The organism is Mesorhizobium sp. M3A.F.Ca.ET.080.04.2.1 (genome assembly GCF_003952525.1).
Classification (GTDB): Bacteria; Pseudomonadota; Alphaproteobacteria; order Rhizobiales; family Rhizobiaceae; genus Mesorhizobium.
In genome coordinates this window covers 743,290-761,643 of sequence record NZ_CP034451.1, presented here as the reverse complement: position 1 = coordinate 761,643, position 18,354 = coordinate 743,290, and the positions used below count along the sequence as shown (strand labels likewise).

Annotated in this window: 19 protein-coding genes and 1 tRNA gene; 12 read left to right on the top strand and 8 right to left on the bottom strand. The window is 63.1% G+C overall.

The window, feature by feature from the left end; genetic code table 11:
• Positions 1-105 precede the first annotated feature (105 nt).
• Positions 106-2,247: a sodium-translocating pyrophosphatase gene (locus EJ074_RS03600; RefSeq protein ID WP_095808295.1), complete on the top strand. Its 2,142-nt coding sequence runs from the start codon at positions 106-108 to the stop codon at positions 2,245-2,247.
• A gap of 128 nt (positions 2,248-2,375) precedes the next feature.
• On the opposite strand, the gene EJ074_RS03595 is transcribed toward EJ074_RS03600, so the two are convergent.
• Entirely contained in the window at positions 2,376-2,894 is a 519-nt protein-coding gene (locus EJ074_RS03595) for an outer membrane protein assembly factor BamE (protein WP_095808294.1), read from the bottom strand.
• A 117-nt stretch (positions 2,895-3,011) separates the two neighbouring features.
• On the opposite strand from EJ074_RS03595, the gene EJ074_RS03590 reads away from it, so the two are divergent.
• From EJ074_RS03590 to EJ074_RS03560, 7 genes are all read left to right on the top strand, one after another.
• Positions 3,012-3,554 (top strand): ubiquinol-cytochrome C chaperone family protein, encoded by a 543-nt coding sequence (locus EJ074_RS03590; RefSeq protein ID WP_095808293.1) that lies wholly within the window; start codon positions 3,012-3,014, stop codon positions 3,552-3,554.
• 11 nt (positions 3,555-3,565) lie between these two features.
• Positions 3,566-4,114: a DUF177 domain-containing protein gene (locus tag EJ074_RS03585; RefSeq protein WP_095808405.1), complete on the top strand. Its 549-nt coding sequence runs from the start codon at positions 3,566-3,568 to the stop codon at positions 4,112-4,114.
• Positions 4,115-4,243: 129 nt separating this feature from the next.
• Positions 4,244-5,314 carry a phosphate acyltransferase PlsX gene (plsX, locus tag EJ074_RS03580; protein WP_095808292.1) on the top strand — a complete coding sequence of 357 codons (1,071 nt, stop codon included), beginning with the start codon at positions 4,244-4,246 and terminating at the stop codon, positions 5,312-5,314.
• A gap of 9 nt (positions 5,315-5,323) precedes the next feature.
• Positions 5,324-6,295: a beta-ketoacyl-ACP synthase III gene (locus tag EJ074_RS03575; RefSeq protein ID WP_095808291.1), complete on the top strand. Its 972-nt coding sequence runs from the start codon at positions 5,324-5,326 to the stop codon at positions 6,293-6,295.
• Positions 6,296-6,399: 104 nt separating this feature from the next.
• A complete protein-coding gene (locus tag EJ074_RS03570) occupies positions 6,400-6,723 on the top strand; it encodes an integration host factor subunit alpha (RefSeq protein WP_095808290.1) in 324 nt (107 codons plus the stop codon).
• 132 nt (positions 6,724-6,855) lie between these two features.
• Positions 6,856-7,398: a MerR family transcriptional regulator gene (locus EJ074_RS03565; protein WP_095808289.1), complete on the top strand. Its 543-nt coding sequence runs from the start codon at positions 6,856-6,858 to the stop codon at positions 7,396-7,398.
• Positions 7,399-7,465: 67 nt separating this feature from the next.
• The gene (locus EJ074_RS03560; RefSeq protein WP_095808288.1) at positions 7,466-7,768 is read left to right on the top strand and encodes a DUF883 family protein; all 303 of its coding nucleotides are present in this window, start codon (positions 7,466-7,468) and stop codon (positions 7,766-7,768) included.
• 128 nt (positions 7,769-7,896) lie between these two features.
• Here EJ074_RS03560 and EJ074_RS03555 read toward each other — a convergent pair whose 3' ends face one another.
• Together EJ074_RS03555 and EJ074_RS03550 are read right to left on the bottom strand one after the other, a co-directional pair.
• A complete protein-coding gene (locus EJ074_RS03555) occupies positions 7,897-8,157 on the bottom strand; it encodes a hypothetical protein (RefSeq protein WP_245420539.1) in 261 nt (86 codons plus the stop codon).
• 473 nt (positions 8,158-8,630) lie between these two features.
• The gene (locus EJ074_RS03550) at positions 8,631-8,825 is read right to left on the bottom strand and encodes a hypothetical protein (protein WP_129552775.1); all 195 of its coding nucleotides are present in this window, start codon (positions 8,823-8,825) and stop codon (positions 8,631-8,633) included.
• Between the two features lie 579 nt (positions 8,826-9,404).
• On the opposite strand from EJ074_RS03550, the gene EJ074_RS03545 reads away from it, so the two are divergent.
• The 3 genes from EJ074_RS03545 to EJ074_RS03535 all read left to right on the top strand — a co-directional run bounded on the left by EJ074_RS03545 (position 9,405) and on the right by EJ074_RS03535 (position 11,017).
• Positions 9,405-9,671: a helix-turn-helix transcriptional regulator gene (locus tag EJ074_RS03545; RefSeq protein ID WP_095808281.1), complete on the top strand. Its 267-nt coding sequence runs from the start codon at positions 9,405-9,407 to the stop codon at positions 9,669-9,671.
• 172 nt (positions 9,672-9,843) lie between these two features.
• Positions 9,844-10,302, top strand: coding sequence for a YbaK/EbsC family protein (locus tag EJ074_RS03540; RefSeq protein WP_095808280.1), 459 nt, complete (start codon positions 9,844-9,846; stop codon positions 10,300-10,302).
• 82 nt (positions 10,303-10,384) lie between these two features.
• Positions 10,385-11,017: a LysE family translocator gene (locus EJ074_RS03535; RefSeq protein WP_095808403.1), complete on the top strand. Its 633-nt coding sequence runs from the start codon at positions 10,385-10,387 to the stop codon at positions 11,015-11,017.
• A 61-nt stretch (positions 11,018-11,078) separates the two neighbouring features.
• On the opposite strand, the gene EJ074_RS03530 is transcribed toward EJ074_RS03535, so the two are convergent.
• The 5 genes from EJ074_RS03530 to EJ074_RS03510 form a co-directional block, all read right to left on the bottom strand.
• Positions 11,079-11,155: transfer RNA gene (locus EJ074_RS03530), tRNA-Pro, on the bottom strand.
• Between the two features lie 37 nt (positions 11,156-11,192).
• Positions 11,193-12,404 (bottom strand): O-antigen ligase family protein, encoded by a 1,212-nt coding sequence (locus tag EJ074_RS03525; RefSeq protein ID WP_129553988.1) that lies wholly within the window; start codon positions 12,402-12,404, stop codon positions 11,193-11,195.
• A gap of 146 nt (positions 12,405-12,550) precedes the next feature.
• Positions 12,551-14,086: an undecaprenyl-phosphate glucose phosphotransferase gene (locus EJ074_RS03520; protein WP_095807284.1), complete on the bottom strand. Its 1,536-nt coding sequence runs from the start codon at positions 14,084-14,086 to the stop codon at positions 12,551-12,553.
• 96 nt (positions 14,087-14,182) lie between these two features.
• Positions 14,183-15,313: a glycosyltransferase gene (locus EJ074_RS03515; protein ID WP_095807285.1), complete on the bottom strand. Its 1,131-nt coding sequence runs from the start codon at positions 15,311-15,313 to the stop codon at positions 14,183-14,185.
• 8 nt (positions 15,314-15,321) lie between these two features.
• The gene (locus tag EJ074_RS03510; protein WP_095807286.1) at positions 15,322-15,882 is read right to left on the bottom strand and encodes a polysaccharide biosynthesis/export family protein; all 561 of its coding nucleotides are present in this window, start codon (positions 15,880-15,882) and stop codon (positions 15,322-15,324) included.
• A 266-nt stretch (positions 15,883-16,148) separates the two neighbouring features.
• On the opposite strand from EJ074_RS03510, the gene EJ074_RS03505 reads away from it, so the two are divergent.
• Positions 16,149-18,344 carry an exopolysaccharide transport family protein gene (locus EJ074_RS03505; RefSeq protein ID WP_095807287.1) on the top strand — a complete coding sequence of 732 codons (2,196 nt, stop codon included), beginning with the start codon at positions 16,149-16,151 and terminating at the stop codon, positions 18,342-18,344.
• Positions 18,345-18,354: the final 10 nt, after the last annotated feature.

The window sequence follows — 18,354 nt, the reverse complement described above, 5'->3', positions numbered from 1 at the left end:
CATACACGCCAGCGAAGGGGCGGATTCCGCTTGGCGTCATCCGTCCCCCGTCTCAACGGTCCAGGGAGGGGTTCTTCTGGGCCAACAATCGAGGAAAATCCGGCAATGACCATCATTTCCGCCGTCATCGCCTGCGGCCTGCTTTCAGTCCTGTACGCCATCTGGGCGACACGTTCGGTCCTCGCGTCCGACCAGGGCAACCAGCGCATGCAGGAAATCTCTGCTGCCATTCGCGAGGGTGCCCAGGCCTATCTGGCCCGCCAGTACACGACCATCGCCGTCGTCGGCATCGTCGTGCTCGTGCTCGCCTGGTGGCTGCTGTCCATCACCTCCGCGATCGGCTTTCTGATCGGCGCCGTGCTGTCGGGCGCTGCCGGCTTCATAGGCATGCATGTCTCGGTGCGCGCCAATGTGCGCACCGCACAGGCCGCGTCCAACAGCCTTGCCGCCGGCCTCGACATCGCCTTCAAGTCCGGCGCCATCACCGGCCTGCTGGTGGCGGGGCTGGCGCTGCTCGGCGTCTCGATCTACTACCTCATCCTCACGGGTCCGCTCGGCCTGCAGCCCAATGACCGCGTCGTCATCGACTCGCTGGTCTCGCTTGGCTTCGGCGCTTCGCTGATCTCGATCTTCGCCCGTCTCGGCGGCGGCATCTTCACCAAGGGCGCGGACGTCGGCGGCGATCTTGTCGGCAAGGTGGAGGCCGGCATCCCTGAGGACGATCCGCGCAATCCGGCTACCATCGCCGACAATGTCGGTGACAATGTCGGCGACTGCGCCGGCATGGCCGCGGACCTGTTCGAAACCTATGCGGTGACCGTCGTCGCCACCATGGTGCTGGCCGCCATCTTCTTCGGCGGCACCGCCGTTCTGGGTGCCGCCATGCTCTATCCGCTGGCCATCTGCGGCGCCTGCATCCTGACCTCGATCGTCGGCACCTTCTTCGTCAAGCTGGGCTCCAACGGCTCGATCATGGGCGCACTCTACAAGGGCCTGATTGTCACCGGCCTGCTGTCGATCGTCGGCCTCGGCGCGGCAACTTCGGCGACGCTCGGCTGGGGCGAGGTCGGCACCGTCGGCGGCATCGCCATCACCGGCAAGAACCTGTTCGTATGCGGCCTGGTCGGCCTGGCTGTGACCGGCCTCATCGTGGTGATCACCGAATATTATACCGGCACCAACAAGCGCCCGGTCAATTCGATCGCCCAGGCTTCGGTGACCGGCCACGGCACCAACGTCATCCAGGGGCTCGCGGTCTCGCTGGAATCGACGGCACTGCCGGCGATCGTCATCGTCGGCGGCATCATCGCGACCTACCAGCTCGGCGGACTCTTCGGCACGGCGATCGCGGTCACCACCATGCTCGGCCTCGCCGGCATGATCGTGGCGCTCGACGCTTTCGGCCCGGTCACCGACAATGCCGGCGGCATTGCCGAAATGTCGGGTCTGCCGAAAGAAGTGCGCCATTCCACCGACGCGCTCGACGCTGTCGGCAACACCACCAAGGCGGTGACCAAAGGCTATGCGATCGGTTCGGCCGGCCTCGGCGCGCTGGTGCTGTTCGCGGCCTATTCGAACGACCTGAAGTTCTTTGCGGCCAATGGCGACAAATATCCCTACTTCCAGGGCATGGGCGAGGTTTCCTTCGACCTCTCCAATCCCTATGTCGTCGCCGGCCTGATCTTCGGCGGTCTGATTCCGTACCTGTTCGGCGGCATTGCCATGACCGCCGTCGGCCGCGCCGCCGGCTCGATCGTCGAGGAGGTGCGCAAGCAGTTCCGCGAGGACAAGGGCATCATGGCCGGCACGTCGAAGCCGAACTATGCCCGCGCGGTCGACCTGCTGACCAAGGCCGCGATCCGCGAAATGATCATTCCCTCGCTGCTGCCGGTGCTGGCGCCGCTCGTCGTCTATTTCGGCGTGCTGCTGATCTCCGGCTCGAAGGCCTCGGCCTTTGCCGCGCTCGGCGCCTCGCTGCTCGGCGTCATCGTCAACGGCCTTTTCGTCGCCGTTTCGATGACCTCCGGCGGCGGCGCCTGGGACAATGCTAAGAAGTCGTTCGAGGACGGCTTCACCGACAAGGACGGCATCAAGCACTTGAAGGGTTCCGAGGCGCACAAGGCCTCGGTCACCGGCGACACCGTCGGCGACCCCTACAAGGATACCGCCGGTCCGGCGGTCAACCCGGCGATCAAGATCACCAACATCGTGGCGCTGCTGTTGCTTGCCGTGCTCGCGCACGGCTGATCCGGATCCGTTCCCACGCGAAAACCCGCGGGAGTGATCCCGCGGGTTTTGCTTGTGAGCTAAGCACCGCAAACAAAAAACCCGCCGGCGAGCCGACGGGTTCTGATCTGCGAAAGCCGGGAGAGATCTCAGGGCGTGCCGCCGCCACCCGGGATGCCAGGCGCCAGCTTGCTGGCGCCGTTGATGATCTGGCTGAGGAAGTTCTGGTCCTTGCCGCCGGTCGGCGTCGTCCTCGAGATGAAGTCGAAGATCTTGCCGTCCTTCATTCCGTAATTGGCGATTTGGCTGACGCGTCCATCGGCGCCGAAATAGACCGCCAGCACCTTCTGGTCGACCAGGCGCGGCTTGTCGAAGGCGACGTAACGCTTGCGCGTCTGCGAGATGTAGTAGAAGGCCTCGTTGTCGAAGGTCGCCGTCGTCGACGGGGTGCCGAGCGCCAGAAGCACCTGCTCGCGACTTGACCCGACGGGCACCGAGTCGATCGCCGCTTGATCGATGACATAGCCCTGCGTCAGCGTCTCGCTCGGGTTGAGGTCGCCGACCATCTTTGACGTGTTGCATGCCGAGAGCGCTGATACCGCCAACAGCAGCGACGCCATGCCCGCGGGCATCGGCGCAAAAACCGACTTGAATTTCAGCGCACCCAACAACAATTCTCCATCACATCCCCGCAACTTGCGCTGGGCCGCAAAACCGGTAAACCAGCTTGCCTGCCGATGCAACAAGGCCAATTCAAACAAAAGGTCCCCGGGAGACCACCCTCTATGTTCCAGCGCCTTTTTGGCCGCGAACGCCATGCCAACCGCGCTATCACCGAGGCGCTCTACGCACAAATCGTGGCGGCGGCGCGGCAGACTGTCTTTTATTCAGAGTGGAATGTGCCTGATACGCCGCTTGGCCGCTTCGAGATGCTGTCGCTGCATATGTACCTTGTCCAGCACAGGCTGCGGGCGGAGGCTGGCGCGGCGGCCGAGGTCGCGCAGGTGCTGATCGACGAGTTCTTCCTCGATGTCGACCATTCCCTGAGGGAACTGGGCGTCAGCGATGTTGGCGTGCCGAAGCGCATGAAGAAGCTGGCAAAGATGTTTTATGGCCGCACCGCTGCCTATGACGATGCCTTGAAGGACGACGACCGCGCCGCGCTCGCCGCGGCGCTGGCCCGCAATGTCAGGCCGGATGCCGGTCCCTGGCCGCAGGCATCGTCCCTCGCGGCTTATGTTTCGGAAGCATCGAGGCAACTGGCCGGCCAGTCGACCGAATCGATCGTGGCCGGCACCCTTGCGTTCCCGACCGCGATGGCAGCCTGATGGAGCCGGAGATGAGACACGCCGAACCGCGAAGCCCGGTTTCCTTTGTCGCCAATGTCGCCCGCCTGCCGCAGAAAGGATTGCCTGTGGTCGTCGAGGCCGACGAGAGCCAGCGTGCCGCGCTTGCCAGCGAGCACGGGCTGCTCTCGGTGGAGCGCTACCGCGCCGAGCTTCTGGTGTCGTCATGGAAGCGCAACGGCGTCAAAATCAGCGGCCGTGTCGAGGCCGACATCACGCAGGCCTGTATCGTCACTCTCGACCCGGTCGCAGCCAATATAGACGAGCCGGTGGAGGCGCTGTTCCTGCCCGAGCAATCGAAGCTTGGACGCGAGGGTTTCGAGGGCGGCGGCGAGATCGTGCTTGATGCCGATGGACCAGACAGTCCGGAGACATTCTCCGGCGACACCATCGACGTCGGCGCCTTGGCCGAGCAGTTCTTCGGTCTGGCGATCGATCCTTATCCGCGCAAACCCGGAGCCTCGCTCGATGCTGCGGGCGGGGACGAACCTGAGGAAAGCGAATTCCAGAAAAAACTGCGGTCGCTGCTCGGAAAAACCTGAAGGCGGCCGGAATTTGGAAAAGTTGGTTGTGCGGCAGCCCAAAACCGCTATTTTCGCCGAACCTTCGCGAGCCCCCTTACCTTGGCAGGCGCCCCCCGCAAGCCAGGCAAACCGTGAGAAAAACACCGCGTGATCAGGATTTCCATCGATGCCATGGGCGGAGATCACGGACCCGGCGTCGTCATCCCTGCGCTGATGACGGTCGCCATCCGCCGCCCTGACATCCGTTTTGTCATCTATGGCCGCGAGGACGCCGTGCGTCCCGAACTGGCCAAGTTCCCGAAACTGGCCGAGGTGAGCGAATTCGTCCACTGCGAGATCGCGGTCAGGATGGACGACAAGCCGAGCCAGGCGCTGCGCCACGGGCGCTGGAAATCGTCGATGTGGAAAGCTGTCGAGGCGGTGAAGTCCGGCTCGGCGCAGGCCTGCATTTCGGCGGGCAACACCGGCGCTCTGATGGCGATGTCGAAATTCTGCCTGCGCACCATGGCGACCATCGATCGTCCGGCGATCGCAGCGCTCTGGCCGACGACGCGCGGCGAAAGCGTGGTGCTGGATGTCGGCGCCACGATCGGCGCGGACGCGCACCAGCTCATCGATTTCGCGATTCTGGGCACCGGCATGGCGCGCTCGGTGTTCGGCGTCGAACGGCCGAGTGTGGGCCTGCTCAATGTCGGCGTCGAGGAGATCAAGGGTCAGGAAGAAGTCAAGGAGGCCGGCCGCATGCTGCGCGAGGCCAACATGGCTTCGATGAACTATCGCGGCTTCGTCGAAGGCGACGACATCGGCAAAGGCACGGTCGACGTCGTGGTCACCGAAGGCTTTGCCGGCAACATCGCGCTGAAAACCGCCGAAGGAACCGCAAGGCAGATCGCCGGCTATCTGCGCGCCGCCATGAGCCGCACGCTGATGGCCAAGATCGGCTATGTCTTCGCCAAGGGCGCTTTTGATCGGCTGCGCGAGAAGATGGATGTCGGCCGCTCCAATGGCGGCGTCTTCCTGGGTCTCAACGGCATCGTCGTGAAGAGCCACGGCGGCGCCGATTCGGACGGCTTTGCCGCCGCGATCGAACTCGGCTACGACATGGTGCGCAACAATTTGCTTGACCGCATCGAGGCCGACCTTGATCTGTTCCATGCGCGCAATCCGCATGCCCAGGCAAACAGGAAATCCGGTGTCGCCGTCGACGCCGAGAAATAGGAAAGAGCCTTGATCAGATCAGTCGTGCGCGGCAACGGTGCCGCGCTGCCCCGCCGCATCATGAAGAATGCCGATTTCGAAGGCATGGTGGAGACGTCCGACGAGTGGATCGTCCAGCGCACCGGCATTCGTCAGCGCCATATCGCGGCCGATGACGAGACGACTGCTTCGCTGGGCGAGGCAGCCGCACGCGCCGCGCTCGACAGTGCCGCTCTCACGCCGGCCGACATCGATCTCGTCGTGCTTGCGACGTCGACGCCCAACAACACCTTTCCCGCGACCGCCGTCGAGATCCAGAACCGGCTTGGCATGCATCACGGTTTTGCCTTCGACATGCAGGCCGTGTGCTCCGGCTTCGTCTATGCGATTGCCACCGCCGATCTTTATATCCGCGGCGGGTTGGCGAAGCGTGTGCTGGTGATCGGCGCTGAAACCTTCTCGCGTATTCTCGACTGGAGCGACCGCTCCACCTGCGTTCTGTTCGGCGACGGCGCCGGCGCGGTGGTGCTGGAGGCCGGCGAAGGGACGGGCGGCATCGCCGATCGCGGCGTGCTGGCGGCAAGCCTGCGCTCCGACGGCGTCCACAAGGAAAAGCTCTTCGTCGACGGCGGTCCTTCGACCACGGGATCGGTCGGCCATCTCAGGATGGAGGGCCGCGAAGTGTTCAAGCACGCGGTCGGCATGATCACCGACGTCATCGAGGCGACGTTCGCGCAGGCCGGGATCACGGCGGAAGACCTCGACTGGTTCGTGCCGCATCAGGCCAATAAACGCATTATTGACGCTTCCGCCAGGAAGCTCGGGATTGCCGAGGAAAAAGTGGTTGTCACCGTCGATCTACACGGTAACACCTCGGCTGCCTCCGTGCCGCTGGCGTTGTCGGTGGCCATTGCCGACGGCCGCATCAAGAAGGGTGACCTGGTGCTGCTGGAGGCGATGGGTGGGGGCTTCACCTGGGGGGCGGTGTTGGTTCGCTGGTAAGTGCCGAACGGACGGGTTCGCTCCCTTGACCTTGCCGGATCAATTACTTAGGCTCTGCCTTTGCCTGTATCGATTTACGTTTTTTGAGCTGATGGGACGGTCGCATGGGGGGAAAGACACTTACGCGCGCCGACCTTGCCGAAGCCGTGTACCGCAAAGTCGGCTTGTCGCGAACTGAATCGGCGGAGCTCGTCGAAGCGGTGCTGGACGAGATTTGCGAAGCCATCGTCCGCGGCGAGACGGTCAAGCTATCGTCTTTTGCCACCTTCCATGTCCGCTCCAAGAACGAACGCATCGGCCGCAACCCGAAGACCGGCGAGGAAGTGCCGATCCTGCCGCGCCGCGTGATGACGTTCAAATCATCAAATGTGCTGAAGAACCGCATCCTGCGCTCGCACCAGAACAGCAAGGCCAAGGGCAGCAAGTAGCGCCCGCTGCGAATGCCAGTTGAAAACCCCGGATCGCTTTGACGCCGGGCTTGAATATTGTTTCATAAACCGCTGAAATAAGGCGCGATTCGGCATCATTGCCGGATCATGGTCCAGTGTGAGGATTCGCCCATGGACAAGAGCCCGGATGCTTTCCGCACCATCAGCGAAGTCGCGGAAGATCTCGACCTGCCGCAACACGTGCTGCGTTTCTGGGAGACGCGCTTCAACCAGATCAAGCCGATGAAGCGCGGCGGCGGCCGCCGCTACTACCGGCCGCAGGACGTCGAACTGATCAAGGGCATACGTCACATGCTCTACGACCAGGGCTACACGATCAAGGGCGTGCAGAAGCTGCTGCGCGAGAACGGCAATCACTTCCTGGTCGCCATCGGCAATGGCGACATGGCGGCCGTCGAAGCGATTGCGCAACGCCGGCAGGCCGAGCAGGTCCCGTTGACGGTCGCCGCCCAACCGCGCGCCGGCGACGAGGACGCCTTGGTCGGCCAGCCCAAGGTCAAGCCCAGCCGCCGCTTCTTCGGCCTCGGCAAGGCTGAAGAGGATGGTCCGGTGCAGCCGGATTCCGGAAAACTGTCGCGCGACAACCGCGCTCTGCTGCAGGAGGCCTTGTTCGATCTGCTCGAGTGCAAGCGCCTGCTCGATCAGGTGCGCTAGGCCTGGAGCCCGGAACTGCCGCTGCTTCCATGCGTTAGGCCTTCTCTGACAGAGAAGGACTTCCGGCATGGCTTCATTTTCGTCTCTCTCGGACCTCGACCTGGACAAGCAGATCGCCTCGCTGTCGCGCCAGTTGACAGATCTTCGGTCGGCCTTGGCCAGACGCGGGGACGCTTACTATGACGATGGTCGCGCGGCAGCGTCGGACTACTATTCAGAGCTTGCCGAACGGCTGCACGACGCTCTGCCGGCAATTCGGCGCAGGGGTAGCGCGCTCGAACGCACGGCGCGCGACCATCCTGCGACGGCTGCCGCCGTTGGATTGGTCGTGGTCGGGTTGCTTGCCGGGCTGCTGCTCAGTCGGCGTTGAACCTTCGCCGGAATTACGGAAACAGAAATGGCGGCCGTCCATGACGGCCGCCATTTCCGTGCCAGGAATGCATGTCGCCCGGAGCGGTCCAGCGACAAGGTCGTGCATCAAGACGAAGGCTTAGCGCCTCAGTTCGCCAATTTGAGCCGGGTCTTGGGGTCGACTTTCATGACCTGGCTGCACTTGCCATAGACGGTGCCGTTCTTGTCGGTGGCGTCGGTGTAGGTGCCCTTGCAGTCGATCTGCAGCACCAGACACGAGCCGGCGCCCTTGCAGACCGCACCGCCGTCGCCGGTGGGATGCGTACCCGCAACGGCCGGAGCCGAAACCGAACCGAAAGCCGAGACGACGAGGGCCGCGGCGAGCGAGATGCGCTTGAAGTTGGTCATGTGATCATTTCCTTCCATTGGGTTGAGGATCGCCGTCTGGGCGTCCTTCGGGTTGGGGAGCCTTCTTGGCGTCCATGACAGCTTGGTGCAGCCCGGACAGGAAAGGTTCACGCGACGGTTCAGATTTCTTGCAGCGATCGGCTGATGACCGATCAAGACCGAACGCTGCCCGCAGGCGAATTGCGGCCTCGGTCGTAAGTCTGGAGGCCGGTGCGGGGTTGCGATCGATGCCGCCAGCGGGAGGGGTGGGTCGATACCGGTCCCGATTGCTCGTCAGCCATTGCCGGCTTGGGGCTCAGCGGACCGGTGGGCTTCAAGCACAATCGCTGACGCAACGCCTAATGTGGAGGATTGGCCATATCCGGCGGCGGCATGAGAGAAGACTAAGGACAATCGAGATACAAAATACCGATGGAAAGGCCAAGCCCGGTCAACGTGAAGGCCTGCCTCCCATCGGCAGATGGCGGGAAGAATCAGGCCTTCTTCGGAGCCACCTTCTTGTGGTGGTGATGATGATGGTGGTGATGCATGCGATGATGCTTGTGGTGATGACGGTGATGGTGGTGCTTCGTCACCGGCGCAGCATCAGCACTGGTCGCGCCGAGGATCGGCATCGTGAACGCCAGGGCCAGAGCCAGCCCAAGGGCGGAGAGGAGGGACTTCTTCATAACTTAGTTTCCTTTGTATGCGGGCCTTCCGAGATCCACCGCACCAAATCGGTGACCCAAGCCTCGCGATCGGGACTATCCTCCTGGATTTTTTCGACAATTTTTCCCAACTGTAGATTTTTGTTTCTGGATTGTTTCTGGCTGGCTGATCGCCTCCTGGAGCACCCTTTGGCCTCGCATCGGGCGAAACAAGGCCGTGGTTTCCGCCACGATAGCAGGGCAAGCGAGCTGCAGCTGCTGCTGGGCATGCGGTGACGACACCGCTCACATCTGCCGGAAACGCAGCCGCGAATTCCCCCGCTTCCTCCCGACTGAGTCGCGACGAGCAGCGATGTCGACCTGAGGCATTGGCGGCACGGCAGCGTCGATCAACTCGACGTTTCATTCCTCAAAACAACTTGATCGCTGGAATGAAGGCCGCGGAATGGCGGAATTGCGCGGTTTTCGCGGCCATTTGCGGGTCACGATGGCGTGACGCCGTGACGAGCGGCTTGGCAAATCACCTGTTAACGATCATTCTCCCGCCCGTCTCAGGCAACGCCAGCATTTCATCATTCTGTTTCACCCCAAGGAGTTGCCATGCCCAACACCGCAAGAAACGCAGTTTCCAGCGAAATGATTGCTGCGCCCGGCTACAACGCCCTCAAGGCCGTGCGCGAAACCAGGGGATATACAATTGAGGAGCTTTCTTTGACCTGCGGTTTGGCCGTTGGCGAGATCATCGACATCGAGGATGGCAGGGACGCCGATCCCGTCAAACTCCGACGTATCGCTTCCGCGCTGCAGATGCCGGAAGAGGAATTGATCAGCGTACCCGCCGTGGAAAGCCGGCCGACGCGACAATAGAGGTGCGCACTCAGGGACTGAAAGCCCGCCAAGGCCTTGCCAGGCGGGCTTTTTTGCGTCTCCGACGATTGGCCACCGGCTCTTGCCAATCGGCGGCGCCCTATGTGCCAATCCCGTCCGTCGCCGGTCGATTCGCTGGCGCCGACTGGCATCCTCTCCGACGAGGTTAGAGATGAGCTTGGAATCGGTCCGCGCATTCTTCGCCGAACATGCGCCCGACATCGAGGTGATCGTCACCGAGGCCAGTTCTGCGACGGTGGCGCTGGCCGCCGAGGCCCATGGCGTGCTGCCGGAGCAGATCGCCAAGACCATCTGCCTGCGTGTCGGCGACGAGACCATGCTGGTGGTGACAAGCGGCACCGCCAGGCTCGACAACCGCAAGTGCAAGGACACTCTCGGCGGCAAGCCGCGCATGCTCGACGGCGAGCAGGTGCTTGCGGCAACCAGCCATCCGCCCGGCGGCGTCTGCCCGTTCGGCCTGCCGGCGCCGCTGCCGGTCTATTGCGACGTCACGCTGCGAGCCTTCGACGAGGTCGTTCCCGCCGCCGGCGCCACCAACGCCGCCGTGCGCATCACGCCGCAACGCATGGCCGAGCTCGTCGATGCCAAATGGGTCGACGTTTGCCAGTAGCGTGCTGGTGAAGGCGCCTGAATCGCAGAGGAACCTCGAAGCCGGCCAAACGGTTGGGAGTAGACGATGCGAGTCAGCCAAGATGAACCCGGCGCACTGGATAGCCTTTGTTGGAACTGTCATCCTGCTACAGATGCCACCAGGCCCGGACAGCATGCTTGTCATGGCCCGTGGCATCGGCCAGGGGCGTGGAGTTGCCTTGTTTACGGTGTTGGGGATGACAGCCGGCGCCGGCATGGTGCAACTTCCGTTGATCGCGATTGGAGTTTCATCGCTCGTAAGAGCGTCGCCGTTTGCCTTTGCAATGCTGCAATGGATGGGAGCAGCCTATCTGATTTGGCTTGGCGTGCGGCTGATCTTCGCGTCGCCCGCTATGGCGTCCCAGCAAGTCAGGGACATCAAGCCGCTCGCCGCTGCACGGGAAGGGATGGTTGCCAATCTGATCAACCCTTGGCCCATCACTTTCATGGTTGCATTTCTGCCTCAGTTTGTCGAACCGCATGGCAGTTCGGTGACATCGCAACTCTTGCTGCTAGGGGCGACTCAGAAATTGACGGGCGTTCTGGTGCTAGGAGCCTATGCTCTCGCGGCCGGTTCGATCGGCGCCTGGATTATGGCGCGCCCTCATGTGCGGCTCTGGCAGCAGCGAATTGCCGGATGCGTCATCGTCGGATTGGGGGTCCGTTTGGCTTTGGGTAACGGCACAAGCCGCTAAGAGCAGAAGCCGTTCGATGTGTCGACGGTGCTGAAAGACTTGGGGACATCAAGGATTTAAATGGTCGGAGTGGCCGGATTCGAACCGACGACCCCTTGACCCCCAGTCAAGTGCGCTACCGGGCTGCGCTACACTCCGGACCGGGTGGCGATGTATCGTGATAACCCGGTGCCGGTCAACCGAATTCGGCAAGGTATCGCCCCGACGAATTCCCCATGGCGAATTGCGGCCCTAGGCCCAGCCGCAAATGCTTCTGATGCCGGTATTCCAACGCGATCGCGCCCCAGATCAGGCCGAGCAGCAGATAGAGATGGCGCCAATGGTCGATGTCGATGAAGGTGCCGAGCCCGATATTGCCGAGATAGGCGACAAAGGCGCAGAGCAGATAGGGCTGCCACGGCCGGTCGCGCAAAATGATGCGAAAGCCTGCGCTGATGGTCCATAGCGTCAGCGTCAGGAATGACACGAAGCCGAGCCAGCCATAGTCCATCAGGGCCTTCAGCCAGATGTCGTGCGTGTCCTCGCCGAAGAGGGTGCCGAACACCAGCGGGCCGATGCCGAACGGGTGCTCCAGCGCCATCTGAAAGCCGATCGTGTAGCGGGCGAAGCGGCCGAGGCGGGCCGTGTCGTAGCTCTGCTCCAGATGCGCGCGCTGGCTGAACATGTCCGACACGCCGGGCAGTTGCAGGATGACGAGGATGGCGATCACGAGCAGGGCGAGCGCCGCGATCGTCATCACCACCAGCCGCAGCCTGAACCGGCTGCTTGCGCTCTGCAGGAAGAGGCAGGCGGTGAGCAGCACCGCCGACACGGCGAACATGCCCCAGGCGCCGCGCGAGAAGGAAAAGAAGATGCCGGCCGCGACGACGAGCAGCGGCACCGCAAGCAGCGGCATGCGCGACGCCGGCCCGGTCATCAGGAGATAGAGCAGGTAGGTGCCGGGCAGCACCAGGAACGGGCCGAACACGTTGGGGTCCTGGAAGGCGCCGGCGGCGCGGTCGTATTTGGTGAACATCTCGGCGCCCGGGAAGGCATGGAAATAGCCGGCTATGCCGAGCAGGGAGGTGGCGACCGCCGACACGACATAGGCGATGAAGATCAGGCGGTAGAGATCGGGCTGGACCGATGTCACCGAGGCGAAGAAGACCGCGCTGAAGGCGAGGAACAGCGAGACGGCGAGATAGAGCGGAGTGTTGGCAAGGTCCGACATCTGCGTCATCGCGATCATGCCGCCGATGTTCATCGCCACCAGCAGCACCAGCAGCGGCATGATTGCCCGCGAGATCCGCAAGCCGAACAGCGCCCAGACGGCGATCAGCGCGGCCATATAAAGCTCGTAAGGCGCGGGCTCGCTGATGACGAAGCCGGAGAGAAGAATGCCGAACATGATTGCGCCGGACGAGATCAGCGCGATCAGCTTGGCGTTGACCGCCCGAGGCGGCACCTGGTTGACCGCCCGAGGCGGCAACTGGTTGACCGCCTGAAGCGGCAACTTGTTGACCGCGGCTGGCGACAGCTCATGCGTGACCGCGCTCAATAGGCGTTTTCCGTGTTGAGCAGTCGGACCGGCGTCAGGAACAGGATGCGCAGGTCGAACAGCATCGACCAGTTCTCGATATAGTGGAGGTCGTATTCGGTGCGCATGCGGATCTTCTCGTTGGTGTCCATCTCGCCGCGCCAGCCATTGATCTGCGCCCAGCCGGTGACGCCGGGCTTCACCTTGTGGCGGGCGAAATAGCCGTCCACCACCTCGTTGTAGAGCAGGTTGTGGGACTGTGCGGCGATCGCATGCGGGCGCGGCCCGACCAGCGACAACGAGCCGAGCAGCGCGTTGAAGAACTGCGGCAGCTCGTCGATCGAGGTCTTGCGGATGAAGCGGCCGACGCGGGTCACGCGCGGATCGTTCTTGGTCACTGTCTGCTTGGCGGTCGGATCCGACTTGTCGGTGTACATCGAGCGGAACTTGTAGACCTCGATGATCTCGTTGTTGAAGCCATGCCGCTTCTGCTTGAACAGCACCGGACCCCTGCTGTCGAGCTTGATGGCGATGGCAGTCGCGATCATCACTGGCGAGAACAGGATGATGCCGACCAGCGAGAAGACGATGTCGAAGGCGCGCTTGGCGACCGAGTCCCAGTCGTTGATCGGCTTGTCGAAGATGTCGAGCATCGGCACCGAGCCGATGTAGGAATAGGCGCGCGGGCGGAACTGCAGCGCGTTCGAATGCGCCGACAGCCGGATGTCGACGGGCAGCACCCATAATTTCTTCAAGAGTTGCAGGACGCGCGATTCGGCCGTCAGCGGCAGCGACACGATGAGCATGTCAATGCGAGCGATGCGCGCGAATTCGATCAGTTCCGTGATGGTGCCTAGCTTCGGGTAGCCGGCGACGATGGGCGGCGAGCGCTTGTCGCCGCGATCGTCGAAGATGCCGCAGATGCGAATGTCGTTATAGGGCTGCTTCTCGACCGAGCGGATCAGCTCTTCGGCCGCTTTGCCGCCGCCGACGATGACGGCGCGGCGCTCCATTCGACCATCGCGCGCCCAGCGTCGGATGAGCCTCGCCATCACCACTCGCAGGCCGAAGATCAGGGCAAAGCCGACGACGAACCAGGTGCCGAACAGCAGGCGCGAATAGTCCTCCGACATCTTCATGATAAAGGCCGTCAGTGCCATCAGCGCGAAGGTTCCGGCCCATACCAGCAGCAGCCGGCCGAAATTGGCGATCGGGCGCATCAGGGCCGCGACCTGGTAGCAATCGCTGACGTCGAGCAGCACCACCGCCATGAACGAAGCAGCGGCGATCGTCAGCGGATACTGCCAGGCGAGATAGGTGAAGAAGCCGACATACTGGAAATAGAGTCCGAGTCCCGACCCGAACAGCAGGGCGAATTCGACCATGCGCAGCACGCCGCTGACCATGATCGGCGACATCGTATCACGCCGGTACTGCGAGGCGACCTGGCGGGCGACGTCGTTGATGCCGCCGGGCTTTCCGCTCTCGGCTGGGCTGTCCAATTTCCGCACCACGTCCATGGAAAAGCGGCGCGCGGGGTCGATCTCGTTCATCGGGAGTGTCCGCAAACAACGCGGAGGTGCTTAGCAAAAGAGAGCTAAGAAAGCCTTGAGACAACCAGTGGTTTTGAAGCTGTATGGCTGCGCGGATTATCGGCCGAGCGCAGCGAAATAGGTCTTTTCGATATCCGCGGCCATAACGTCGGCGCCGAACCGGGATTTGAGTTCGACTGTCTGCGGCATCAACTGCCGAAAGGCGGCGAGGTCTTCGAGGGCTGCTTTCATCCTGTCCGCGAGTTGAACGGCATCGGGCCGGATCAGGGCAGGGGACCCTTCGCCGAATATTTCCGGGATGCCGCCCACCGCGGTGGCGATCATCGGCCTACCGGCGGCCAGCGCCTCCAGCACGATATAGGGCATCGCCTCGGCGCGCGAGGGCACCACGATCAGCTGCGCCAGCGCGAAGGCCTGCCTCGCCGGCATCGGCGCCAGGAAGCGGACATCATCCGAAAGCCCGAGACGTTTGACCTGCGCGTGGTAGCGCGGCAGGTCGTCGCCATCGCCCACCATCACCGCGCTCGGGCGACGGCCGAGTTGGTTGGCGGCGAGCGCCAGGGCCTCGATGAAGATGTCGGGACCTTTGAGGTCGCGCATCATCCCGATGTAGAGGAAGTCGGCGGGATCTGGCGCCGTCGTCACCGCATGGAATTCGGCCGCGCGCAGGCCGTTATAGACCAGCCTGTTGGGGATGGACGGCTCGCCGACCTTTCGGCGCCAGGTGCGCCGCTCGTAATCGGAGACGAACAACAGACAGTCGGTGAAGCGCGCCATGGATCGCTCCAACCCGAAGAACAGCTTCCCGGTGGCCGTCGTTTCGTCATAGTGCAGCGAGCCGCCATGCGGCGAATAAAGGCGGGCTACGCGAAACCTGGAGACCCGCAACAGTGAGCCGAACAGACGGGCATAGGCGCCCCCCTTTGCGCCGTGCCCGTGCAGCACGTCCGGCCGCAATTCCTTGATGATCTTGTACGTGCGCCAGGCCGCCGCGACGTCGCCCGGCCCGATGTGTCGCTGCATCGGCGTGCGATGGATGCCGAGCGCCAGGCAGTTCTTCATCGCCCCGAACAGCCGCTCCTCGTAGTCGCCGCCGGTGGTCGAATCGCAGACAATGCCGACCGAATGGCCGGCCGCGACCTGCGCCTCGGTCAGGTCGCGCACATGCCGGAAGATTCCTCCGACAGGTGAGCGAAAGCAATGGACGATCCTGAGGTTCGCCGCCACGTTGGTTTTCAGAACAGGCGTTCACGGACGTAGACGGTGTCGCCGGGCAGCAGCGGATCGGAAGTCACCACCCGCCCGGTCATCACCTTGCCGTTTATGTCGCGGGTGATGTCGACGCTCTCCTGGTTGGCGCGGGGCGTGAAGCCGCCGGCGATGGCGATTGCCTTTTGCACTGTCAGCCCCGGCACATAGGAATACTGGCCGGCGGCGCCGACCTCGCCCATGACGAAGATCGGCCGGTAGCGGTCGATCTCCACCGAAACATCGGGATCGCGCAGATAGCCCTGCCGCAACTTGTCGGCAATTTCCTTCTCGAGCTGGTGGGCCGTATGGCCGCGCGCCGGAACGGCGCCGACCAAGGGAAAGGAGATATAGCCGGACTGGTCGACGCTGTAGGTATTTGTCAGCCCGTCCTGCTCGAACACGGTGACTCGGATGCGATCGCCGGCACCGAGCCGGTAGGGCTGGTCCAGCACCTCATGGAAAGCGGCGGGCGCCGGTCGATAGCTGGAGCAGCCGGTCAGCAGCGACAAGGCAAGCAAAGCGCGAAAGAGACAAGTGCTTTTCATGACCGGTTACGAACCTTCATCGCTCTCGCAGCCAGTGCCGCGGCCACCCCAAGAAACCCGGGATCGTTATCATCCTGTTAGGGTTAATGGCCGGTAAAGGACTGGAGTGCGAGACAATGCGGATCGTCGAAAAGCGTAATATTTCTGCTGCTTTATATGCTGCGTGCTTGAGCAATCTCTAATAGGTCGCCCGGTCCGATCTTAACGCCTGAGTTACCATAGTTGTTTACGGTCCACGCTCGACTCAAAGCTCCGGAGCAGGATGCATGTCCGTTCAGTCAGCGGCCGCGGATGTCGATGTCGACCTGAGACAGCTTTTCGCCAGCCTGGCGAGGAACTGGCTGCGCATATTTGTCGTCACGATGGCGGCAATGGGATTGGCTTTCGCCTTCGCCTGGCTCGCGACGCCGCAATACAAGGCGACCGCCAAGCTGGAGATCGGGCCACGCGAATCGGTCTACACGCGGCCGGCCGGCTCGAGCAATGACGACCGGCCGGCAACAGACGAGGAGACGCTGGCCACCGAGGTCCAGATCATATCGTCCCCCGATATCCTCAAGCAGGTTGCGGCCGATCTCGACCTGGAGAAATTGCCAGAATTCGACGAGGCGCTGAAAATGTCGGCGCTGGCGCGCGCGCTTGTCCTTGTCGGCCTGAAGAGCGATCCCTTCGACATCCCGCCGGAAGAGCGCGTGCTCAAGGCAATGCACGATAAGCTCAACGTCTATGGAATTGAAAAAACTCACGTTATTGCGGTTGAGTTTTCCTCGAAGAATCCAGCTCTCGCCGCCAAGATTTCCGACGCCATCGCCCAGGCCTATCTCGCCTCCAAGGCCAATGCAAAGAAGGAATCGAATTCCGCCGCCACCGGCTTTCTTGGCCCGGAAATCACCGATCTGCAGAACCGGGTGAAGGAGGCCGAAGCCAAGGTTGCCGCCTATCGGGCTCAATCCGATCTCTTGATGGGCGGCAACAATTCGGTGCTTGCCACCCAGCAGCTCTCCGAACTGTCTAGCGAGCTTTCGCGGGTGCGCGCCAATCGCGCCGCTGCCGAGGCGACGGCAGACAGCGTGCGCAAGGCGCTCCAGAATGGCGGCACGCTCGACAGCGTGCCGGAGGTACTGTCCTCGGAACTGATCCAACGTCTGCTCGAGCGGCAGGTTGAACTCAGGACCAGCATCGCCGACCTGTCGACCACCTTGCTGGACAACCATCCGCGCATCCGGGCGTTGAAGTCGCAGCTTGCCGACCTCAACGGTCAAATCCGCAGCGAGGCGCAGAAGATCCTGAAGGGATTGGCGACTCAGGCGCAGACAGCCAAGGCTCGCGAGAACCAGCTCGTTTCCGAGGTCAACCAGTTGAAGGTCGCTTCGGCCCGCGCCGGCGAGCAGCAGGTGCAACTCGATGCGCTGCAGCGCGACGCCAATGCTCAGCGCCAGCAGCTCGAATCCTATATGGCGAGCTACCGCGAGGCGGCTTCCCGGGCGGACCGCAACTATCTTCCGGTGGATGCCCGTCTGCTCGCCAAAGCGCAGGTCCCTACCGAGCCCTATTTCCCCAAGATCGGGCCGATCACGGGCGCCGCCGCCGCCGCATCGCTGCTGCTGATGGCCATTGGCACTCTTTTGGCGGAGTTGTTCTCCGGCCGTGCCATGCGACCGGCGCCTGGTGCCCCATTCGACCGCATCGAACAGGTGGCGATGCCCGTGGCGCGCCCGGCGCCGGTGGTCGCTGAGGCTAACAACGATGCCGACCAGCCGGCTGTCGACAATGGTGAACGCGTCGCTGCCGAACCCCTCTTGGAAGCGGCCGAAGCACAGGTCGCGGATCTCCCTGCGGCCGAGGCGCCGCCGCAGTCCAGGCTGGGGGAGATCGATGTCGAGAGAGCGGCGGAGAAGCTGATCATCTCGGGGGCCGCGCGCGCCATCTTCGTCTCGCCCGAAGGCGACGAGGCGGCGGCCACTGCCGTGCTGGTGGCACGCGAAGTTTCAGACGCCGGCCTGCGCGTCCTGTTGCTTGATCTAACCGCTTCCGGTGCCGCCTCGCGGCCGATGCTGGACAGCGGGCTATTTCCGGGCATCACCAACCTGCTTGCTTCCGAAGCGCAGTTCAGCGACGTCATTCATCCCGATCTTTACTCGGACGCGCATGTCATTCCCGTTGGGACCGCCGATCCGGTCCGCTCCATGCGCGCCGCCGACCGCTTGCCGATCATCATGCAGTCGCTGACCACCGCCTATGATCTCGTCGTCGTCGAATGCGGCCCGGCCGATGCGCAAGGCATCGGCAGGCTTGTCGGTGACGGCACCGAAGTTTTCCTGTCGATGCTCGAAGCCGACGAGGAAGTGACGCAAGCCGCCGTCAAGCTGATCGAGAACGGCTATCCCAATCTCACGCTGGTCACGCCTGTCGGCCATGAACCGCCGGGAAATCCGGTCCCAGGGCGCCGCTCGGCGGCGTAACAGGCGTCGC

Coding starts and splice junctions, on each gene's coding strand:
- EJ074_RS03600 (WP_095808295.1), top strand. CDS start 106: ATGACCATCATTTCCGCCGTCATCGCCTGCGGCCTGCTTTCAGTCCTG.
- EJ074_RS03590 (WP_095808293.1), top strand. CDS start 3,012: ATGTTCCAGCGCCTTTTTGGCCGCGAACGCCATGCCAACCGCGCTATC.
- EJ074_RS03585 (WP_095808405.1), top strand. CDS start 3,566: ATGAGACACGCCGAACCGCGAAGCCCGGTTTCCTTTGTCGCCAATGTC.
- EJ074_RS03570 (WP_095808290.1), top strand. CDS start 6,400: ATGGGGGGAAAGACACTTACGCGCGCCGACCTTGCCGAAGCCGTGTAC.
- EJ074_RS03565 (WP_095808289.1), top strand. CDS start 6,856: ATGGACAAGAGCCCGGATGCTTTCCGCACCATCAGCGAAGTCGCGGAA.
- EJ074_RS03560 (WP_095808288.1), top strand. CDS start 7,466: ATGGCTTCATTTTCGTCTCTCTCGGACCTCGACCTGGACAAGCAGATC.
- EJ074_RS03555 (WP_245420539.1), bottom strand. CDS start 8,157: ATGACCAACTTCAAGCGCATCTCGCTCGCCGCGGCCCTCGTCGTCTCG.
- EJ074_RS03550 (WP_129552775.1), bottom strand. CDS start 8,825: ATGAAGAAGTCCCTCCTCTCCGCCCTTGGGCTGGCTCTGGCCCTGGCG.
- EJ074_RS03545 (WP_095808281.1), top strand. CDS start 9,405: ATGCCCAACACCGCAAGAAACGCAGTTTCCAGCGAAATGATTGCTGCG.
- EJ074_RS03540 (WP_095808280.1), top strand. CDS start 9,844: ATGAGCTTGGAATCGGTCCGCGCATTCTTCGCCGAACATGCGCCCGAC.
- EJ074_RS03535 (WP_095808403.1), top strand. CDS start 10,385: ATGAACCCGGCGCACTGGATAGCCTTTGTTGGAACTGTCATCCTGCTA.
- EJ074_RS03525 (WP_129553988.1), bottom strand. CDS start 12,404: ATGTTCGGCATTCTTCTCTCCGGCTTCGTCATCAGCGAGCCCGCGCCT.
- EJ074_RS03520 (WP_095807284.1), bottom strand. CDS start 14,086: ATGAACGAGATCGACCCCGCGCGCCGCTTTTCCATGGACGTGGTGCGG.
- EJ074_RS03510 (WP_095807286.1), bottom strand. CDS start 15,882: ATGAAAAGCACTTGTCTCTTTCGCGCTTTGCTTGCCTTGTCGCTGCTG.
- EJ074_RS03505 (WP_095807287.1), top strand. CDS start 16,149: ATGTCCGTTCAGTCAGCGGCCGCGGATGTCGATGTCGACCTGAGACAG.